The sequence below is a fragment of the Microbacterium algihabitans genome (assembly GCF_032464975.1).
Taxonomy (GTDB): Bacteria; Actinomycetota; Actinomycetes; order Actinomycetales; family Microbacteriaceae; genus Microbacterium; species Microbacterium algihabitans.
The window spans coordinates 33,979-50,199 of record NZ_JAWDIU010000007.1; the positions used below are offsets into that span (position 1 = coordinate 33,979).

The window sequence follows — 16,221 nt, forward strand, 5'->3', positions numbered from 1 at the left end:
GCGCCCCGGCAATCCGCGGAGCCCGCACGCAGAGCCCGCGCTACCCCCGCGCCGCCAGCGCCGTCAGAGCTTCGCCCGTGACGCGGCGGGTCGTCCACTCCTCCATCGCCTCGGCGCCGAGCGCGCGGTAGAAGCCGATCGCGGGCTCGTTCCAGTCGAGCACCGTCCACTCGAGGCGCGAGTAGCCCTTGTCGACGCACTCGGTGGCGAGCGCGGCCAGCAGGGCCACGCCGTAGCCGTTCGCACGGTACTGCTCGTGCACGTACAGGTCTTCGAGCCAGATGCCGTGGCGCCCGGTCCACGTCGAATAGGTGAGGAACCAGATCGCGATGGCCCGGATGCCGCCGTCGGGGCCCTCCACGACGAAGGCGAACGCGCGGGGGTCGTCGCCGAACAGCGTGGCGGCGAGCATCGCAGCGGTGTTGTCCACGGCATCCGGCTCGCGTTCGTAGTCGGCGAGCGCCTGGATGCACGCGAGGATGCCCCCTTCGTCGCCGGGGCGGGCGGGGCGCAGGACGGCGCCGTCTCTCAGGTCGGTCATGACAGGGGCTCCCAGCTCTCGGCCGCGACGCGGCGGAAGTTCCCGCCGAGCACCGCGGCGGCGTCGGTGTCGTTCCATCCTCGCGCCGCGAGCGCCGCTCCGATGCCGATGAAGGTCTCGGGCGGCATCCACTCCACGGGTCCCCACGCGGTGTAGCTGGAGTCGTAGAGCGCCGGGGTGTCGGCCAGGGCGATGCGGAACGTCTCCCAATCGAACGAGAAGTCGGTGCTGACCCCCACATGACGGATGCCGACGACCTCGACCGCGTATTCGATGTGGCGCACCATCGCCTCGAGGGTCGGGGTGTTCGGCCCGAGGAAGATGCCCACCCCGGTCACGCCCACCACTCCCCCGGTGTCGGCGACCGCGCGGGCTTGGTCGTCGGTGATGTTGCGGGGGTGATCCCACACGGCGCGCAGGTTCGAGTGGCTGAACACGACCGGCCGGGTCGACGCGGCGCACATGTCGAAGGTGGTGCGGGCGCCCACGTGCGAGCCATCGGGCACCATGCCGCGCGCGTTCATCTCGGCGACGAGGTCGCGGCCCCACGCGGTGAGTCCCTCGTCGACGGCGTCGAGGCATCCACCGCCGGCGGCGTTGGCGTGGTTGTACACCGGTCCGAGGGTGCGCACGCCCTGCGTGACGAGCCGCGCGACGGCGTCGAGGTCGCCGCCGAGGGGGGCGATGTCTTCGAGGTCGAACACGACGGCGGTGTCTCCGGCCGCCGCGATCCGGTCGACGTCGTCGACGGATGCCGCGAGCTCGAGCCCCTCGATCGCCTCGACCTGGGCGCGGAAGGAACGGAGGACGGATGCCGCGACCTCGGGCCCATGCGGGGCGAAGCCGACGTTGAGCGAGACGAGCCCGCCCCCGGCCGGACGGTAACGGTGCAGTTCGCGGAGGTCGGCGGTCTCGACGAGCTCGGCGCACGCGTGCTGGTCCCAGAGCACGTCAGGCCCCGGCCCGTGCGGCGAGCTCCGCGTCGAGGGCCTCGCGCCCGTCGAACACGAACAGGTCGCCGTCCCAGTGCGCACCGCCCTGCGCGGCGAACCACCCGAGGATCCCGCCCTCGAGCTGGAAGGCCTCGACGCCCTCGTCGCGCAGATACAGAGCCGCCTTCTCGCAGCGGATGCCGCCGGTGCAGAAGCTCACCACGGTCTTGCCCTCGAGCTCGTCGCGGTGGGAGTCCGCGGCATCCGGAAACTGCGTGAACCTCTCGATGCGCCAATCCTTCGCGCCGGCGAAGGTGCCGTAGTCGACCTCGAAGGCGTTGCGCGTGTCGACGAGCACGACCTCGCGACCCGCGTCGTCGACGCCCGAATCGAGCCAGCGGCGCAGGGTGTCGGGGGTGACGGCGGGCGCTCGGCCGTCCTGCGGGCGCACCTCGGGCCGGTCCATGCGGATGATCTCGCGCTTGACCTTCACGAGCAGCTTGCCGAAGGGCACGGCATCCGACCAGCTCTCCTTGGTCTGCAGGGCGGCGAAACGCGCGTCGGCGCGCAGGGCGTCGACGAAGGTGCGCACCCCCGCGGGGTCGCCCGCGAGGAACAGGTTGATGCCCTCCTCCGCCAGCAGGATCGTCCCGCGCAGCCCCGCGGCCCCCGCCCTCTCGCGCAGCACGACCTGCAGGGCGGCCGGGTCGTCGATGCGCGCGAACAGGTACGCCGAGACGTTGAGGACGGATGCCATGACCTCCACGATACGAAAGCCGAGCGGTGTCAGCCGACGGCGCAGGCGTCAAGCCGGGAAACGCGGCGCGCGCATCGCCTAGCGTGAAAGCACTCGTCCCCGGGAGGACCCCCGCTGTGCCCACCCCCGCCGCACCCGCCTCGGCCACCGTCTCCGTCGTCATCCCCGTACGAAACGACGGCCCGCATCTTTGGAGCTGCCTACGCGCTCTCGCCGCGCAGACCCTCGCCCCCACCGAGATCGTCGTGGTCGACAACGACTCGAGCGATGACAGCGCCGCGATCGCCCGCGCCGCCGGGGCCCGCGTCGTCTTCTGCGGCGAGCGCGGCATCCCCGCCGCCGCGGCCGCCGGCTACGACGCCGCGCGCGGCGACCTGATCCTGCGACTCGACGCCGACAGTCTCCCCTCCCCGCAGTGGGTGCGGTCGATGGTCGACGCCCTCGCCGACCCCGAGACGGATGCCGTGACCGGCGGCGCCGTGTTCCACGACGGTCCTGCGCGGGGCCGTGTCGGCCTGGCGCGGGCCTTCCTCGGCACCTATGCCGCGTTCGCGACCCCCGCGCTCGGGCACGTTCCACTGTGGGGCTCGAACATGGCGTTCCGCCGCAACGCGTGGGAGGCGGTGCGCGGCGACGTGCACCTCGACCCCGAACTTCACGACGACCTCGATCTGGCGTACCACCTCGGCCGGGCCCACCGGATCCGCCGGGTGTCGGGCGAGCACATGCGCGTCTCGTCGCGCACGGTGGAGCCCGGCCGGTTCGTCCGGTGCTTCCGCCGCGGGGCGGGCACGGTGTTCGCGCACTGGCCGGGCGACGCGCCGCCCGTGCGCTGGTGGCGGCTCGCGCGCGAGCGCCGCGACGGGGCGGGGGCGCGGTCGTGACCGGCGTGCTGTTCGGCGAGGTCGACGCGCCCGACCTGCACGTGATGAGCTTCAACATCCGCCGACGGTTCGACCGCATCACCTGGCCGCCCGCCGACCGGTGGCCCCTGCGCAAGCAGCGCCTGCGCACCTTCCTCGAGGCCAACCGCCCGCACCTGCTCGGCACGCAGGAGGCGATGCCCGACCAGGCGCAGTGGGTGCAGTCCGCGCTCGGGTCGAACTACGGTCGCGTCGGGCTGGGCCGGGGTCCGCGCCTCGACGGCGAGGGCACTCCCCTGTTCTACGACCGCGACCGCCTCGAGGTCGAGAGCTGGGAGCAGGTCGCCCTCTCCGACACCCCGCACACCCCGGCATCCACCGGGTGGGGCAACACCATCCCGCGCATCGCCGTGATCGCCCAGATGCGCGACCGCGAGACCGATGCGCGCTTCACGTTCGTCAACACGCACTTCGACGCGTTCTCGCGCCGGGCGCGCCGCCGCTCGGCGACGTGGCTGCACGACCTCGTCGCCGCCCGCACCCACCCGTTGCTGTTCACCGCCGACGTCAACGCCCACATCCGCTCGGCGGAGCTGTCCGACATGTTCGCCGACGGCCTGCTCGTCGACACGTGGTCGTACGCGCCGGCCCGCCGCACGGCGGAGTGGGGCACGTTCAACAACTACGCCAGCCCGCGCGTGGGCGCGCGCCGCATCGACGCCCTGCTCGCGACTCCCGACGTGGGAGTCCGCGCGGTCGGCATCGACCCGCGCCCGACCGGCACGCAGTGGCCCAGCGATCATCTGCCGGTGCAGGCGATCGTGCGCATCCATCCGGCGGCGACGCCGTGACGGGCGAATGCCGATGATCCGGGCGATGTACGCCAACCTCAAGCGGCCGCCGCGGTCGGTGGTCGAGTGGCTGGCCGATGTCGTGCGGGCCGTGGCGATCGTCGTCGTGATCGTCTCGCTGTTCACCCTGCCGTTCACCGACTTCGCCGTGCTGTCGATGTCGCTGCCGGCGGTGATGCTCTCGCGCATGATCGGCCTGCGTTCGGGACTCGATCTCGTCACGTGCGTCACCGTGTTCGTCGCCGCGGGAAGCAACGTCATCGACCTGTACCGCGCCTGGACCGGGTGGGACCTGATCGTCCACGCCGTCTGCACCGGTGTGCTCGCCGCCGTCGCCCTCGTTCTGCTCGACGACGCGTGCGTGATCGAGCCGACCGGCCGACGTCGCACGCCCATCGTCGTCGCCACGATGGCGGGCCTCGCCCTGAGCGCCGTGTGGGAGATGATCGAGTGGTTCGGCTACCGCTTCATCACCGACGCGATCTTCGTCACCTACGACGACACGATCGGCGACATGATCGCGGGAGGCGCGGGCGCGCTGCTGCTGGGCATCGTGGCATCCCGGTTCCGCCTGACGCGCGCTGATCGCGCGGCACTGTAGACGTCGCGGTCAGCGACCGCGCGGCTCGCGCTGAGCTTTCTCTTTTCACCGCGAGACTGCATCTCGCTGACCAATTGGTTGCAGGGTGACGCGGAGTTGTCAGCGAGATGCAGTCTCGCGGCTCAGAAGGCGACCGAGGCGGTTCAGCGAGCGCGCGACTCGGCGCCGGCGCGACTCACCGTCCCCGCGGCTCGCGCTCCGGACCCGTCGTCACCGCGATGACGGCACCGCCGACGACGAGCGCGACGGCGAGGAGCCCCACGAGACCCGGGAGGATGATCGTCGGGGCCTCGGGGGCCGCGCCGGGGTCGTCGATGAACGGGCCGATCTCATCGAGCCACGTGCCGTAGGCCGTACCCCACGCCACGAGCAGCCCGATCATGAGCACGCCGATGCCCGCCGTCACGATCCCCCACACAGGTCCTCTCATGACGGCAGCCTCTCAGACGGTCGCCCCAATCCTCGGCATCCGGATGCCGTTTCGGCCGCCGTGCGAACGCGTAAATCCGTTCACGCGGAGACCGTCGCCCGCCGTCGACCCTCGACCCAGAGGATGACGAGCACCGCCCCCGCACCGAGCGCCGCACCGATCGTGTTCATGAGCCAGTCGTCGGTGTCGCACCGGCGACCGATGACGGGAGCGAGCGACTGAACGGTCTCGACGACCGCCGAGAGCGCCGACACCCCGGCGAAGACGAGCAGCGGATGCCGCGTCGCCACGCCGAAGAAGAGGGCGAGCGGAACCGTCATCGCGATGTTGGCCAGGGTGTCGATCCCCAGGAACGGCACGGAGAACTGCACCGTGCACCCGCCCGGCGCGGGCTCGCTCTCGGGTACGAGGGTGAGGGCGAGCACGGCGACGAGCGACAGCCCGGCCAGAACGAACAGTACGGAGCGGAGTCCGAGGCGGTGCAGCAGCCACGCCACGACGGCCGCCGCGACGACGGCGACCCAGAACAGCACGGGGACGACGCGCGAGTACTCGACGAGGAGGGTCGCGATCACGCGGAGCTCCCTCATCTCTCTGGCGACGTGCGGGACGTCACGCCGGTGTGGTGGCGTTCGTCGTTCCCGGCCGTCCATCATCGCAGCGATCGCTCGCGACGCGCTCCGCTGCTGTCAATCCCCCGATGCACGCTCCCGCCGCTCGACACCATGAACCCACATCAACGGAAGGAAGCGTCATGTCGAAGGATCTGTCGAAGGGCGACCGCGTGAGCTGGGACACCCCGCAGGGCCGCACCCAGGGTGAGGTCGTGGAGAAGAAGACGAAGGACTTCCAGCACGACGGGCAGAAGTTCACGGCATCCGACGACGACCCGGCCTACATCGTGAAGTCGGAGAAGACGGATGCCACCGCCGCCCACAAGGGCTCGGCGCTGAACAAGCTGAAGAGCTGAGCCAGGTCGCGGGGCCTCCCACCCAGGTCCCTGAGCCTGTCGAAGGGACCGGACACCACGGGAGACCGGCGGCCTACCCAGGTCCCTGAGCTTGTCGAAGGGACCCGCGGGAACCGGTGGCTTCGACAAGCTCAGCCACCTCCGAACCCAGGTCCCTGAGCCTGTCGAAGGGACCGGACCCACCGCGAGACCGGCGGCCCACCCAGGTCCCTGAGCCTGTCGAAGGGACCGGACCCACCGCGAGACCGGCGGCCCACCCAGGTCCCTGAGCCTGTCGAAGGGACCCGCGGGAACCGGTGACTTCGACAAGCTCAGCCACCTCCGCCACCCAGGTCCCTGAGCCTGTCGAAGGGACCGGACCCACCGCGAGACCGGCGGCCCACCCAGGTCCCTGAGCTTGTCGAAGGGACCCGCGGGAACCGGTGGCTTCGACAAGCTCAGCCACCTCCGCCACCCAGGTCCCTGAGCCTGTCGAAGGGACCGGACCCACCGCGAGACCGGTGGCTTCGACAAGCTCAGCCACCTCCGAACCCAGGTCCCTGAGCCTGTCGAAGGGACCGGACCCACCACGAGACCGGTGACTTCGACAAGCTCAGCCACCTCCGAACCCAGGTCCCTGAGCCTGTCGAAGGGACCGGAACCACCGCGAGACCGGTGACTTCGACAAGCTCAGCCACCTCCGCCCGCGCTACCCCTGCGCGTCGCGCCGCTTGCGCATCTGCGCCAGCGCGAGGCTCAGCCGGTGGTTGCCGGCCAGCACGTCCTCGTGCCGTTCGAGGAACCCCCAGTACGCGTCGGTGAAGACCGAGTCCTTGGCCTCCTGCGCCGAGGGCCACCACGACCCCATCTTCTGCAGGTACGCGCCGCCCGAGACGTAGGGCTTGGTCGCGACGAACCCGCCGTCGGCGAACTGGCTCATGCCCATGACGTTGGGCACCATGACCCAGTCGTACGCGTCGACGAACAGCGCGAGGAACCAGTCGTTGACCTGCCGGGGCGCGTAGCCCTGCAGCAGGAACCAGTTGCCCAGCACCATCAGGCGCTCGATGTGGTGCGCGTAGCCCCACTCGTGCACGCGCTCGAGGACCGTTCGCACGGGGATCGGCAGGTCACTCGGCATCCGCTCACCCGAGTACCAGTACTTCTCGATCCTCTTCTCGAGGTGCAGCGCGTTGACGTGCTCGAGCTTCGGGTGCGCCCGGTACATGCCGCGCATGTACTCGCGCCACCCGATGACCTGACGGATGAACCCCTCGACGGATGCCAGGGGCGCATCCGTCCGCGTGGCTGCGGCGACCACTTCTTCGACGGTGAGCAGGCCGATGTTGAGCATCGGCGAGATGATCGCGTGGAAGAGGAACGGCTCGTCGGCCTTCATCGCGTCTTCGTAGCGGCCGAAGTCGTGCAGGCGCTCCGCGACGAAGACGTCGAGCCAGTCGCGGGAGTCCGCGGGAGTCACGGGGAGCCAGAAGTCGGCCGCGCTGCCGGGGTGCTCGGGGTAGCGCTCGTCGACCTCGGCGATCACCGTGCGAGTGATCTCGTCGTGCTCGAGCTGCGGCAGCGGGGGGATCTCGATCCCCTTCTTCGGCAGCGCCTTGCGGTTGTCGGCGTCGAAGTTCCAGCGCCGCCCCGCGGGCTTCCCGCCGTCCATCAGGATGCCGGTGCGCCGGCGCTGCCAGTGGTAGAAGTCCTCCATGAGCGGCGTCTGGTGCTCCGAGAACCAGGCGTCGACGTCGTCTTCGGGGGTGAGGAAGAGCCCGTCCGAGAGCACGTCGGTCTCGACGTCGTGCGCCTGGCAGATGCGCGCGATGCGCTCGTCGACGGGGCGGTTGGGGTCGCTCATCCACGTCAGCTCGGTGACCCGGTGCTTTTTGAGCAGCTTCTCGAGCCCGGCCTTGAAGGTGAGGTCGTCGTCGAGCGTGATGCGACGAACGGTCTTGCCCTCGGCTTCGAGGCGTTCGGCGGTGTGCCGCATCGCCGAGACGAGCAGCACGATCTTGTGGCGGTGGTAGGGGAGCTTGGCGAAGCGGGGCGCCGACTCGATGAAGAAGAACTCCTCGATGCCCTCGTCGACGTACGCGGGGTGCTCGTCGAACTGCTGCGTCGCGAGGATCAGGGCGGCCCTCATGCGTGGCGCCTCTGAGCGGCGGCTTTCGCGCGGCAGCCCCGCGAGCAGTAGAGCACCTGGTCCCACTGGTCGCGTCCGCTCCAGCGCTTGCGGTCGGTGAAGGGCCGTCCGCAGTAGGCGCAGGGTTTCGAGCGGACCTCGGGTCGTGACATGCCGTCATCGTCGCAAAGCGGGCATGCGGCATCCGGGGGCTTGCGCTGCACAGCACACCGGTGCGCGCAAGGCCCGCGCGCGGAGGCGGCGGATCGTGGTCGGGTGTCGGCATGGACACCACACACGACCGCAGCAACGACACCGCCGACGAGCCCGACGAGCTCGAGACGGCCGATGCGCCCGTCATCCCCGACACCACCGACGACGACGACGCGCCCGTCGACAATCCCTCGGGCGGGTGACCTCGCGGCACGGCGCGGCCGCGAGGTCCGCGCCGTGCTCAGTCGGTCAGGTCGAAGGTCTGCTTCTCGCCGCCGCGCGGCCGGTCGCCGGTGACCTTCGAGGTGACGAGGGCGATCGCGGTGGCGAGGCGTCCGCCGACGCTCCCCCAGTACTCGCCGGTGAGGGTCGAGACCTTCAAGAGGGTCACCCCAGGCGACTCGGGACCATCGGGGAACCATGCCTCCACCGTGGTCGACCACAGCTCCTTCAACTTCGCGAGGTCGTCGACCACCTCGGCCTCTCCCGCGAGCGACAGCCACGTGCCGTCGGTGCTGAACGACAGCCCGACCTTGGGGTCGCGCCGCACGTGTTCGACAGCCGAGGCGTGGGTGCCGACGATGAACCAGAGGTCGCCGTCCGACTCCTTCTCCTGCACGGTCAGCGGGTGCGCGTGCAGTGCGCCGTCTTCGGCGCGGGTGGTGACCATGGCGAAGCGGAACTTCTTGAGCAGATCGTTGAGCGTCTCGAGCTCGGTGGCGGTGGATGACATGGGGCTCCCCCTCGTTTCGTGGACCTTCAGCCCACCGCCTCCTCGCGTCCGGCGCTACGCGTTGACGCCGTCGTCGCCGTCTGCTCTCGGCGGCGCGATCGTGTCGAGTTCGTCGAGTGCCTCTTCGGCGCGGCCCACGCGCGCCGCGACCTCGTCATCCCACCACCGGGGCCCGCGCTCCCCCAGCCCGTGCTTGGCCAGGCCCACCCGGCGCCGCGCGGCGGCGACCGCCTCGTCGTCGCCGGCCCGCTTTGCGGTGCCCACCGCCGACCGTGCGCGACCCAGGTGCGAGCGCAGGCGCTCAGCGATCTGCGCGGGCAGTGCGGGGTCGGTGCGACGCCACCGGCGTCCGTCGATCACCAGCCATCGGTCGTCGTCGTCTGCGGATGCCATGTGCCCAGTGCAGCGCAGCCACCGTCCCCGCGAAATCACCCGGGCGTCTCGCAGACTTCCGTGCTACGGTGAGGTTATTCGTTCTGGGACTTGCTTCATCGACGCCCGCCTCATCGCTGAGATGCCGGGCGCACGGAGCCGAGCCGTTTACGAAGGCAATCCCTCCCTCAATCATCGCGTGCACCGCTTGATGGCATCCGCCACCGCATCGCACTCGCGGAAAGTTTCTGTGTCTCTGCTTCACCCTTCGCCACTCGCGTGGCGCCAGGCCGATCTCGACGTGTTCGTCGCGATGGCCGGATCCGACTACGCCGGTTTCGTCGGCGCGGCCACCTCGGGCTATGAAGCCCAGGGTCCGCTCGGCGAGAATCTCGGCGTCCACGCGTCCGTCGTGGCGGCTCAGGCCGCCGTCGACGGGCATCGCGTACGCGACACCTTCCCGGTGTTGCGGCGTCCCCGTCCGCTCCGCATGCGTCGGAGCGGCACCCACGGCCGCGTCTGCGGCCCAACATGAATAAAGGAAGAACACGATGGCCACTGGCACCGTGAAATGGTTCAACTCCGAAAAGGGCTACGGCTTCATCGCTCCCGATGACGGCTCGGCCGACCTCTTCGCGCACTTCAGCGCGATCCAGGGCAACGGCTTCAAGGAGCTCGCAGAGGCCCAGAAGGTCGAGTTCGACGCTGAGCAGGGCCCCAAGGGCATGCAGGCTGCGAACATTCGCCCCCTCTGAGCATCGCTCCGCACCGCGAGGGCCGGTGCGTCGCTGACGCGACGCGCCGGCCTTCGCCGTTCGAGGCGTGAGAGCCGGGTGCGTCGCTTCGGCGACGCCCCGGCTTTCGTCGTCTTTCCGCGGGTTTTCACGGTCGCGGACGAACGCTTGCGTTTCGGTTTCCCGTGAGCCTGCTGGACGTGTGCTCGTATGCCGAGCCCTCCATACATCGCCCGATAATGTGGGCCCGAGCCCGGGAAGCCGCCCTGGCTCGAGAACCCGGTCACCCCCGATCCGAGGAGCAGAGCATCGCTTCCACCATCGTCGAGTCCCGCCTCGGCCCCGTTCGTCAGACGTACTCCGGCACGAAGGAGTTCCCCCCGCTCACGAAGGCCTACACAGAGCTGTCTCAGGTCGTCCGTGAGAGCGGACTCCTCGTGCGCACGCCGGTCTTCTACTCCGTCGTCGCCGGAGCGATCGCGCTCGGCCTCGCCGGGTGCGTGACCGCCTTCATCCTGCTCGGCGACAGCTGGTTCCAGCTGATCGTCGCAGCGGTGCTCGGCATCCTGTTCACGCAGGTCGCCTTCCTCGCCCACGAGGCCGCGCACCGCCAGATCTTCGCCTCCGGTCCCGCCAACGACCGACTCGGGCTGCTCATCGGCAACGGCATCGTCGGCATGAGCCGCTCGTGGTGGGCGTCGAAGCACACGCGTCACCACGCCAACCCCAACCGCGTCGACAAAGACCCCGACATCGAGATCGACACGATCTCGTTCCTCGACGTCGACGCGGCCAAGGCCCGCGGCGTCCAGCGCTGGATCACCCAGCGCCAGGGCTACCTCTTCTTCCCCCTGCTGGCGTTCGAGGGCATCAACCTCTACGTCCTCGCCTTCCGCCACCTGTTCTCGCGCGGCGAGGTCAAGGGCCGCTGGGGCGAGATCGCGCTGCTGACGCTGCGTCACGCCCTCTTCATCGCGCCGATCTTCATCTTCCTGCCGGTGGGTCTCGCGTTCGCGTTCTTCGGCGTCTCGGTCGCGGTCTTCGGCATCTACATGGGCGCGTCCTTCGCTCCCAACCACAAGGGCATGCCGATCATCGAGCCCGGAGCCAAGCTCGACTTCTTCAGCAAGCAGGTGCGCACCTCGCGCAACGTCTCCGGCGGCTGGTGGGCCACGTGGCTCATGGGCGGTCTGAACTACCAGATCGAGCACCACCTGTTCCCGAACATGCCGCGCCCGCACCTCAGCAAGGCCCGCGCCATCGTCCGCGAGCAGTGCGCGACGCTGGACGTCCCCTACGTCGAGACGACCCTGTTCCAGTCGTACGGCATCGTCATCGCGTACCTGAACCGCGTGGGCCTCGCCGCCCGCGACCCGTTCGACTGCCCGCTGACCTCCCTCACCCGGCAACTGAACGTCGAGTGAGATCGTTCGACGGCGCCGCACCCGCAAGGGGCGGCGCCGTCGTCGTTTCATCCCCGCGCGTCGGCGATCGGTTCGGGGCACTCGCCCCCGGCATCCGTCGGGTTCTCGAAGTGCCAGCGCTCGTTGGCGTAGGTCTGGCACAGGCCCCATTCGCGGCCGTGCTCGATGATCCACAGTTGCGCGTCGAGCGATCCGATGTCGACGGCGTTGCCCGTGACATGGCTCGAGCCCTCGGGTGAGGCGACGTACTGTCGCGCGATCGCCTCGGTGCCGTAGGTGCGGATCGCGTCGCCGAGCAGCCAGCGCTGGTAGTCGGCGCTGCGCCACCCGCTGGTGACGTCGAACACGATCCCGTCGTCCGCGGCCGCCGCCTGTGCGGAGCGCAGCGCCTCGCGCAGCTCGCCGTCGAGTCCGGTCATCGCCGGATGACGCTCGTCGTCGACCGTGAGCGGCGACTCGGCCGGGATCATGCCGTCGGCCTCGGCGGGGGCGAACGGCGCGTGGGCGGCGACCCCCGCCGCGAACGACGAGGCGGTGCTCGCCGCGAGCAGGGCGGCCAGCACGGTCAGGGCGAGGGCGATCGCTGCGGCGATCGCGAGCAGGGCGAGTCGCTGACGAGAGGGCGAAGGGACGAGGGATGCCGAAGGAGCCATGACCCCAGTCGAGCGGGGGCCGCGTTGCCACGGCGTATGGCCGCGACGATACGGCGGCGATAACCCGGTCGGGACGGCCCTCAGTCGCGCGAGACCTCGTGCAGCACGACGTCACGCACCGCACCGTCGTCGAGCGTCGCGGTCATCAGCGTGCACGCCGGCTGCCGTCGTCGGTCGGTCGGCGAACCGGGGTTGAGAAGACGCAGGCCGTTCGGGGTCACCGTGTCCCACGGGATGTGACTGTGCCCGAACACGAGCAGGTCGGTGCCGGGGTATGCGGCATCCATCCTCTTCTCGCGTCCCGTCGCCGCCCCCGTCTCGTGCACCACCGCCAGCCGCACCCCGTCGATCTCCGTGCGGGCGACTTCGGGCAGACGCGAACGTAGGTCATCGCCGTCGTTGTTGCCCCACACCCCGAGCACGGGGCCGAGCGTTTCGAGTTCGTCGAGCACGCTCGCGCCCACCCAGTCGCCCGCGTGCACGATGAGGTCGACTCCGGATGCCGCGTGCCGGACCGCCTCGGGGAGCACGCGCGCCCGCTTCGGCACGTGCGTGTCGGCCACGAGGAGCAGTCTGGTCGCCATGCCCCCACGCTACCGACGCGGGTGGGGATGCGCGCCGGGCATACGTCGGCGATATGCCGCCCCGCCTACGATGACGGGATGCGCGTGCTGATCGTCGAGGACGAACCCTTCCTCGCCGAGGCGATCCGTGACGGCCTGCGCCTCGAAGCGATCGCCGCCGACATCGCCGGCGACGGCGACACCGCGCTCGAGCTTCTCGGGTACACCTCGTACGACGTCGTGGTTCTCGACCGCGACATCCCGGGGCCGAACGGCGACGAGATCGCCCGGCACCTCAGCGCGCAGCCCGCCGCCCCGCGCGTGCTCATGCTGACCGCCGCCGACCGGCTCGACGACAAGGCGAGCGGTTTCGAGAGCGGCGCCGACGACTACCTGACCAAGCCCTTCGTGCTGCGCGAGCTCGTGATGCGCCTGCATGCCCTCGCCCGCCGCCCCGCGGCCTCGACCCCGCCGGTGCTCGAGCAGCACGGCATCCGTCTCGATCCCTTCCGCCGCGAGGTCTACCGCGACGGCAGATACGTCTCACTCACCCGCAAGCAGTTCGCGGTGCTGCAGGTGCTCATGGGCGCGGGCGGCGGGGTCGTCAGCGCCGAGACCCTGCTCGAGCGCGCGTGGGACGAGAACGCCGACCCGTTCACCAACGCGGTGCGCATCACGATCTCGACGCTGCGCAAGCGTCTCGGTGAGCCGTGGCTGATCCAGACGGTCGCGGGAGTGGGCTACCGCATGGGGCCGGCCGATGCGTGAGCGCGCCCCGGGGCTCTCGATCCGCCTCAAGCTCACGCTGAGCTACGCGGCGTTCGTCGTGATCGTGGGGATCGCGGTGTTCGTCGTCGGGTTCCTCGTGCTGCGGTTCGTTCCCGACGGGAACCTGTACTCCGAGAGCGGGACGTTCACGCCCGGCCGGGGCGATCTGATCGACGTGTTCGTCCGCTACGCCTGGTACGCGGTGCTCGCCCTCGCCGTCATCGGCCTCGGCGGCGGGTGGGTCGTCTCGGGGCTCATGCTGCGGCCCCTGCACCGCATCACCGACGCCGCGCGCGCCGTGCGCGGCGGAGACCTCGCCCACCGCGTCGATCTTCCGGGGCGTCGCGACGAGCTGACCGAGCTCGCCGACACCTTCGACGCGATGCTCGCGCGGGTCGAGCTGACCCTCGACGAACAGCAGCGGTTCGCCGCCAACGCCTCGCACGAGCTGCGCACCCCGCACGCGACGATGCGCACGCTGCTCGAGGTGGCGCGCGCCGATCCCGACGGCATCGACCTCGAGCGCCTGCTGCACCGGCTCGACCTCACCAACGAACGCGCGATCCGTCTGACCGAGGCCCTCCTGGCCCTCGCCCGCTCGACCCGCGCGGGCGAGCTCTCGCGCGAGCCCGTCGACGTCGACGCCGTCATCGCCGCGGTCGCCGACGAGGCGCGCCCCGACGCCGACGCCGCGCGACTCGACCTCGCCGTGCTGCCGGGCACCGGCGGCATCGCGCGCGTCGACGAGACGTTGATGCGTCAGGCCGTCGCGAACCTCGTGCGCAACGCACTCGTACACAACATCCACGGCGGATGGGCGCGCGTGGCCGTGACCGGCCGCGACGACGAGGTGGTCGTCGACGTCGACAACTCGGGCGAGGTGCTCTCGCGAGAACTCGTCGCCACCCTGCCCGAGCCGTTCGTGCGGGGCGCGGGACGCACGCGCGGGCGCGCCGACGGCACCGGACTCGGGCTCGCGATCGTCGCCTCGATCGCCCGCGCGCACGGCGGGCACCTCGAGCTGTGGCCGGGCGAGGCCGGAGGGCTGCGCGCCCGCCTGCGCCTGCCGCGCTGACACCCCTCCGCTCGGCGGCGCGATCCCGCGTCGACCTCCTGCCGAGCAGCGGGCGCGAGACCGACGCGCCACTCGCCGCCCCGCGCCGAGCAGCGGGCGCGAGACCGACGCGCGGCTCAGCGCCGCGCGATCAGCCGGATCACGAGCACGACGACCGTTCCGATCAGGGCGCCGAGGGTGTTGGACGCCACGTCGTCGGCATCCGGAACCCGACCAGGGATCAGCGTCTGCGCGATCTCGACGGTGAGCGACACGGCGGCTCCCACGAGAACGGATGCCGGCGCCCACCGCAGCGGCAGCAGAAGGGCGACGGCGGCTCCCAGCGGAACGAAGAGCAGGACGTTGAGCGCCACGTCGGCGCCCGCACCGAACAGCAGGGCGCTCCCCCACGGCGGGAGATGATCGAGGGCGTCGAGCACCAGCGTCCGCGCCGGCCACGCGATCGTGCGCGGAGCGAGGGTCAGGGCGGCCACGGCGGCCAGCACGGCGCCGGCGACCAGCAGGCGCGGCGCGGAGAAGACGGAAGCGGATCGATCGGACACGGATGACCTCCAGGGTGCGGAGATCCCATCCCATCGACCCGCCTGTTGCCCGGGCGTCTCGCGACCGCGATACACGGACGATACGTCGCCGCGGGGCGCGCAGAATGGAGGCGTGTCTCCTTCGCGTCGCTCCCCCGCCCTCGCCCTGCTCCTCGACGTCGTGCTGGTCGTCGTCTTCGCGGCGATCGGGAGGGCGACCCACGACGGCGACGTGCTGGGCCCGTTCGGTTCCGGCCTCGCCACCACCGCGTGGCCCTTCGTCGCGGCGCTCCTGATCGGGTGGCTCGTCACGCGCGCGTGGCGTCGGCCGACGGTCGTGGTGCGCACCGGTCTGCCGGTGTGGGCGATCACCGTCGCGCTCGGCATGGTGCTGCGTGCGCTCAGCGGTCAGGGCGTGGCGGTGGCGTTCATCATCGTCGCGACGATCACCCTCGCGGTGTTCCTGCTCGGGTGGCGCGGCCTCGCGCGTCTCGCGGCGCGGCGGCGTCGGGCCTGACGCGCGTCGCCCGTCCGCGCGAGCGCCGCTTCGGCCTCAGTCGGCGAGCGTGACGTCGACCTGGATCTCGGCGGCGAGGCGCTCGAGCTCGGCCACCAGGTCGTCGACCTCGACGTCGGCGGCCACCGTCGCCGTGATCGACGCCTCGAACAGGCGCCCGCCGGCCATCGCGGCATCCGTCGTCTGCGTCGACATGCGCTCGATGCTCGCCCCGCGCGCGCTGAGCGCCGCCGACACCTCGCGGACGATGCCCGGCCGGTCGTTGCCGACCACGTCGAAGGTGACCGAGCGCGGCGCCGCGGCGGCGAGCGAGCCGCTGCCCGCGTGAACCGTGACGGTGAGGGTGCCCGCGAGCCCCTCGAGGGCGGCGCGCAGGTGGTCGGCGCGTTCGGGAGTCACCGACACCTCGACGATGCCGGCGAACGCTCCCGCCAGTTCGGCGAGTTCGCTGTTCTCCCAGTTGCCGCCGTGGGCGCCGACGATGTCGGCGACCGCGGACACGAGGCCCGCGCGGTCATCGCCGACGACGGTGAGGACGAGGGTGGTCATGGCGACAGCGTACCCACGGCCGCGCTGATACCGTGAGGTTTCCGACC

The 16,221-nt window shown here is 70.9% G+C and carries 24 protein-coding genes; 11 read left to right on the plus strand and 13 right to left on the minus strand.

The window, feature by feature from the left end:
• Positions 1–40 precede the first annotated feature (40 nt).
• From RWH43_RS15990 to RWH43_RS16000, 3 genes are read right to left on the minus strand one after another with little or no spacing between them, the layout of a single operon-like run.
• Positions 41–541, minus strand: coding sequence for a GNAT family N-acetyltransferase (locus RWH43_RS15990; protein ID WP_316001941.1), 501 nt, complete (start codon positions 539–541; stop codon positions 41–43).
• Positions 538–1,491 carry a dipeptidase gene (locus RWH43_RS15995; protein ID WP_316001942.1) on the minus strand — a complete coding sequence of 318 codons (954 nt, stop codon included), beginning with the start codon at positions 1,489–1,491 and terminating at the stop codon, positions 538–540. Before RWH43_RS15995 ends, RWH43_RS15990 begins: the two co-directional genes overlap by 4 nt.
• Position 1,492: 1 nt before the next feature.
• Positions 1,493–2,230: a sulfurtransferase gene (locus RWH43_RS16000; RefSeq protein WP_316001943.1), complete on the minus strand. Its 738-nt coding sequence runs from the start codon at positions 2,228–2,230 to the stop codon at positions 1,493–1,495.
• Between the two features lie 116 nt (positions 2,231–2,346).
• On the opposite strand from RWH43_RS16000, the gene RWH43_RS16005 reads away from it, so the two are divergent.
• From RWH43_RS16005 to RWH43_RS16015, 3 genes are read left to right on the plus strand one after another with little or no spacing between them, the layout of a single operon-like run.
• On the plus strand, positions 2,347–3,114 hold the full coding sequence (locus RWH43_RS16005; RefSeq protein WP_316001944.1) for a glycosyltransferase family 2 protein: 768 nt from the start codon (positions 2,347–2,349) through the stop codon (positions 3,112–3,114).
• On the plus strand, positions 3,111–3,944 hold the full coding sequence (locus tag RWH43_RS16010; RefSeq protein WP_316001945.1) for an endonuclease/exonuclease/phosphatase family protein: 834 nt from the start codon (positions 3,111–3,113) through the stop codon (positions 3,942–3,944). Before RWH43_RS16005 ends, RWH43_RS16010 begins: the two co-directional genes overlap by 4 nt.
• A 25-nt stretch (positions 3,945–3,969) precedes the next feature.
• A complete protein-coding gene (locus RWH43_RS16015) occupies positions 3,970–4,545 on the plus strand; it encodes a DUF2238 domain-containing protein (RefSeq protein ID WP_230704479.1) in 576 nt (191 codons plus the stop codon).
• Positions 4,546–4,720: 175 nt separating this feature from the next.
• Here RWH43_RS16015 and RWH43_RS16020 read toward each other — a convergent pair whose 3' ends face one another.
• Together RWH43_RS16020 and RWH43_RS16025 are read right to left on the minus strand one after the other, a co-directional pair.
• The gene (locus RWH43_RS16020) at positions 4,721–4,975 is read right to left on the minus strand and encodes a hypothetical protein (RefSeq protein ID WP_316001946.1); all 255 of its coding nucleotides are present in this window, start codon (positions 4,973–4,975) and stop codon (positions 4,721–4,723) included.
• Between the two features lie 80 nt (positions 4,976–5,055).
• Positions 5,056–5,550 (minus strand): VanZ family protein, encoded by a 495-nt coding sequence (locus RWH43_RS16025; protein ID WP_316001947.1) that lies wholly within the window; start codon positions 5,548–5,550, stop codon positions 5,056–5,058.
• Between the two features lie 179 nt (positions 5,551–5,729).
• On the opposite strand from RWH43_RS16025, the gene RWH43_RS16030 reads away from it, so the two are divergent.
• A complete protein-coding gene (locus RWH43_RS16030; protein ID WP_154095812.1) occupies positions 5,730–5,945 on the plus strand; it encodes a hypervirulence associated TUDOR domain-containing protein in 216 nt (71 codons plus the stop codon).
• A 688-nt stretch (positions 5,946–6,633) separates the two neighbouring features.
• Here RWH43_RS16030 and RWH43_RS16035 read toward each other — a convergent pair.
• Complete coding sequence (locus RWH43_RS16035; protein ID WP_316001948.1) at positions 6,634–8,073, minus strand: cryptochrome/photolyase family protein; 1,440 nt, start codon at positions 8,071–8,073, stop codon at positions 6,634–6,636.
• Positions 8,070–8,225, minus strand: coding sequence for a DUF2256 domain-containing protein (locus tag RWH43_RS17665; protein WP_144827823.1), 156 nt, complete (start codon positions 8,223–8,225; stop codon positions 8,070–8,072). Before RWH43_RS17665 ends, RWH43_RS16035 begins: the two co-directional genes overlap by 4 nt.
• A 111-nt stretch (positions 8,226–8,336) precedes the next feature.
• On the opposite strand from RWH43_RS17665, the gene RWH43_RS16040 reads away from it, so the two are divergent.
• Positions 8,337–8,468: a hypothetical protein gene (locus RWH43_RS16040; RefSeq protein ID WP_260979653.1), complete on the plus strand. Its 132-nt coding sequence runs from the start codon at positions 8,337–8,339 to the stop codon at positions 8,466–8,468.
• Positions 8,469–8,506: 38 nt separating this feature from the next.
• Here the strand turns inward: RWH43_RS16040 and RWH43_RS16045 are convergent, their stop codons facing one another.
• Complete coding sequence (locus RWH43_RS16045; protein ID WP_144827826.1) at positions 8,507–8,998, minus strand: pyridoxamine 5'-phosphate oxidase family protein; 492 nt, start codon at positions 8,996–8,998, stop codon at positions 8,507–8,509.
• 54 nt (positions 8,999–9,052) lie between these two features.
• Entirely contained in the window at positions 9,053–9,391 is a 339-nt protein-coding gene (locus tag RWH43_RS16050) for a biopolymer transporter Tol (protein WP_307210552.1), read from the minus strand.
• A gap of 229 nt (positions 9,392–9,620) precedes the next feature.
• Here RWH43_RS16050 and RWH43_RS16055 point away from each other — a divergent pair, with 229 nt between their 5' ends.
• The 3 genes from RWH43_RS16055 (at position 9,621) to RWH43_RS16065 (ending at position 11,528) form a co-directional block, all read left to right on the plus strand.
• Positions 9,621–9,905 carry a hypothetical protein gene (locus tag RWH43_RS16055; RefSeq protein ID WP_144827832.1) on the plus strand — a complete coding sequence of 95 codons (285 nt, stop codon included), beginning with the start codon at positions 9,621–9,623 and terminating at the stop codon, positions 9,903–9,905.
• A gap of 16 nt (positions 9,906–9,921) precedes the next feature.
• Positions 9,922–10,125 carry a cold-shock protein gene (locus tag RWH43_RS16060; protein WP_094733682.1) on the plus strand — a complete coding sequence of 68 codons (204 nt, stop codon included), beginning with the start codon at positions 9,922–9,924 and terminating at the stop codon, positions 10,123–10,125.
• 218 nt (positions 10,126–10,343) lie between these two features.
• On the plus strand, positions 10,344–11,528 hold the full coding sequence (locus RWH43_RS16065; protein ID WP_316001949.1) for a fatty acid desaturase family protein: 1,185 nt from the start codon (positions 10,344–10,346) through the stop codon (positions 11,526–11,528).
• Positions 11,529–11,575: 47 nt separating this feature from the next.
• Here RWH43_RS16065 and RWH43_RS16070 read toward each other — a convergent pair whose 3' ends face one another.
• Together RWH43_RS16070 and RWH43_RS16075 are read right to left on the minus strand one after the other, a co-directional pair.
• Positions 11,576–12,181, minus strand: a complete 606-nt coding sequence (locus tag RWH43_RS16070) for a M15 family metallopeptidase (protein ID WP_316001950.1) — start codon at positions 12,179–12,181, stop codon at positions 11,576–11,578.
• 80 nt (positions 12,182–12,261) lie between these two features.
• Positions 12,262–12,765, minus strand: coding sequence for a metallophosphoesterase family protein (locus RWH43_RS16075; protein WP_316001951.1), 504 nt, complete (start codon positions 12,763–12,765; stop codon positions 12,262–12,264).
• A gap of 78 nt (positions 12,766–12,843) precedes the next feature.
• Here RWH43_RS16075 and RWH43_RS16080 point away from each other — a divergent pair, with 78 nt between their 5' ends.
• Positions 12,844–13,512, plus strand: a complete 669-nt coding sequence (locus RWH43_RS16080; protein ID WP_230704474.1) for a response regulator transcription factor — start codon at positions 12,844–12,846, stop codon at positions 13,510–13,512.
• Positions 13,505–14,587 carry a sensor histidine kinase gene (locus RWH43_RS16085; protein WP_316001952.1) on the plus strand — a complete coding sequence of 361 codons (1,083 nt, stop codon included), beginning with the start codon at positions 13,505–13,507 and terminating at the stop codon, positions 14,585–14,587. Before RWH43_RS16080 ends, RWH43_RS16085 begins: the two co-directional genes overlap by 8 nt.
• A gap of 116 nt (positions 14,588–14,703) precedes the next feature.
• On the opposite strand, the gene RWH43_RS16090 is transcribed toward RWH43_RS16085, so the two are convergent.
• A complete protein-coding gene (locus RWH43_RS16090; protein ID WP_316001953.1) occupies positions 14,704–15,129 on the minus strand; it encodes a VanZ family protein in 426 nt (141 codons plus the stop codon).
• Between the two features lie 112 nt (positions 15,130–15,241).
• Here RWH43_RS16090 and RWH43_RS16095 point away from each other — a divergent pair, with 112 nt between their 5' ends.
• Positions 15,242–15,625, plus strand: a complete 384-nt coding sequence (locus tag RWH43_RS16095) for a DUF3054 domain-containing protein (RefSeq protein WP_316001954.1) — start codon at positions 15,242–15,244, stop codon at positions 15,623–15,625.
• Positions 15,626–15,661: 36 nt separating this feature from the next.
• Here RWH43_RS16095 and RWH43_RS16100 read toward each other — a convergent pair whose 3' ends face one another.
• Positions 15,662–16,174, minus strand: coding sequence for a glycine cleavage system transcriptional repressor (locus tag RWH43_RS16100; RefSeq protein WP_316001955.1), 513 nt, complete (start codon positions 16,172–16,174; stop codon positions 15,662–15,664).
• Between the last annotated feature and the right edge of the window lie 47 nt (positions 16,175–16,221).

Bases quoted from the DNA above. Each gene is read 5' to 3' on its own strand.
- RWH43_RS15990 (WP_316001941.1), bottom strand. From the start codon at position 541: ATGACCGACCTGAGAGACGGCGCCGTCCTGCGCCCCGCCCGCCCCGGC.
- RWH43_RS16000 (WP_316001943.1), bottom strand. From the start codon at position 2,230: ATGGCATCCGTCCTCAACGTCTCGGCGTACCTGTTCGCGCGCATCGAC.
- RWH43_RS16015 (WP_230704479.1), top strand. From the start codon at position 3,970: ATGTACGCCAACCTCAAGCGGCCGCCGCGGTCGGTGGTCGAGTGGCTG.
- RWH43_RS16020 (WP_316001946.1), bottom strand. From the start codon at position 4,975: ATGAGAGGACCTGTGTGGGGGATCGTGACGGCGGGCATCGGCGTGCTC.
- RWH43_RS16030 (WP_154095812.1), top strand. From the start codon at position 5,730: ATGTCGAAGGATCTGTCGAAGGGCGACCGCGTGAGCTGGGACACCCCG.
- RWH43_RS16035 (WP_316001948.1), bottom strand. From the start codon at position 8,073: ATGAGGGCCGCCCTGATCCTCGCGACGCAGCAGTTCGACGAGCACCCC.
- RWH43_RS17665 (WP_144827823.1), bottom strand. From the start codon at position 8,225: ATGTCACGACCCGAGGTCCGCTCGAAACCCTGCGCCTACTGCGGACGG.
- RWH43_RS16040 (WP_260979653.1), top strand. From the start codon at position 8,337: ATGGACACCACACACGACCGCAGCAACGACACCGCCGACGAGCCCGAC.
- RWH43_RS16045 (WP_144827826.1), bottom strand. From the start codon at position 8,998: ATGTCATCCACCGCCACCGAGCTCGAGACGCTCAACGATCTGCTCAAG.
- RWH43_RS16050 (WP_307210552.1), bottom strand. From the start codon at position 9,391: ATGGCATCCGCAGACGACGACGACCGATGGCTGGTGATCGACGGACGC.
- RWH43_RS16060 (WP_094733682.1), top strand. From the start codon at position 9,922: ATGGCCACTGGCACCGTGAAATGGTTCAACTCCGAAAAGGGCTACGGC.
- RWH43_RS16065 (WP_316001949.1), top strand. From the start codon at position 10,344: ATGTGGGCCCGAGCCCGGGAAGCCGCCCTGGCTCGAGAACCCGGTCAC.
- RWH43_RS16070 (WP_316001950.1), bottom strand. From the start codon at position 12,181: ATGGCTCCTTCGGCATCCCTCGTCCCTTCGCCCTCTCGTCAGCGACTC.
- RWH43_RS16075 (WP_316001951.1), bottom strand. From the start codon at position 12,765: ATGGCGACCAGACTGCTCCTCGTGGCCGACACGCACGTGCCGAAGCGG.
- RWH43_RS16080 (WP_230704474.1), top strand. From the start codon at position 12,844: ATGCGCGTGCTGATCGTCGAGGACGAACCCTTCCTCGCCGAGGCGATC.
- RWH43_RS16085 (WP_316001952.1), top strand. From the start codon at position 13,505: ATGCGTGAGCGCGCCCCGGGGCTCTCGATCCGCCTCAAGCTCACGCTG.
- RWH43_RS16100 (WP_316001955.1), bottom strand. From the start codon at position 16,174: ATGACCACCCTCGTCCTCACCGTCGTCGGCGATGACCGCGCGGGCCTC.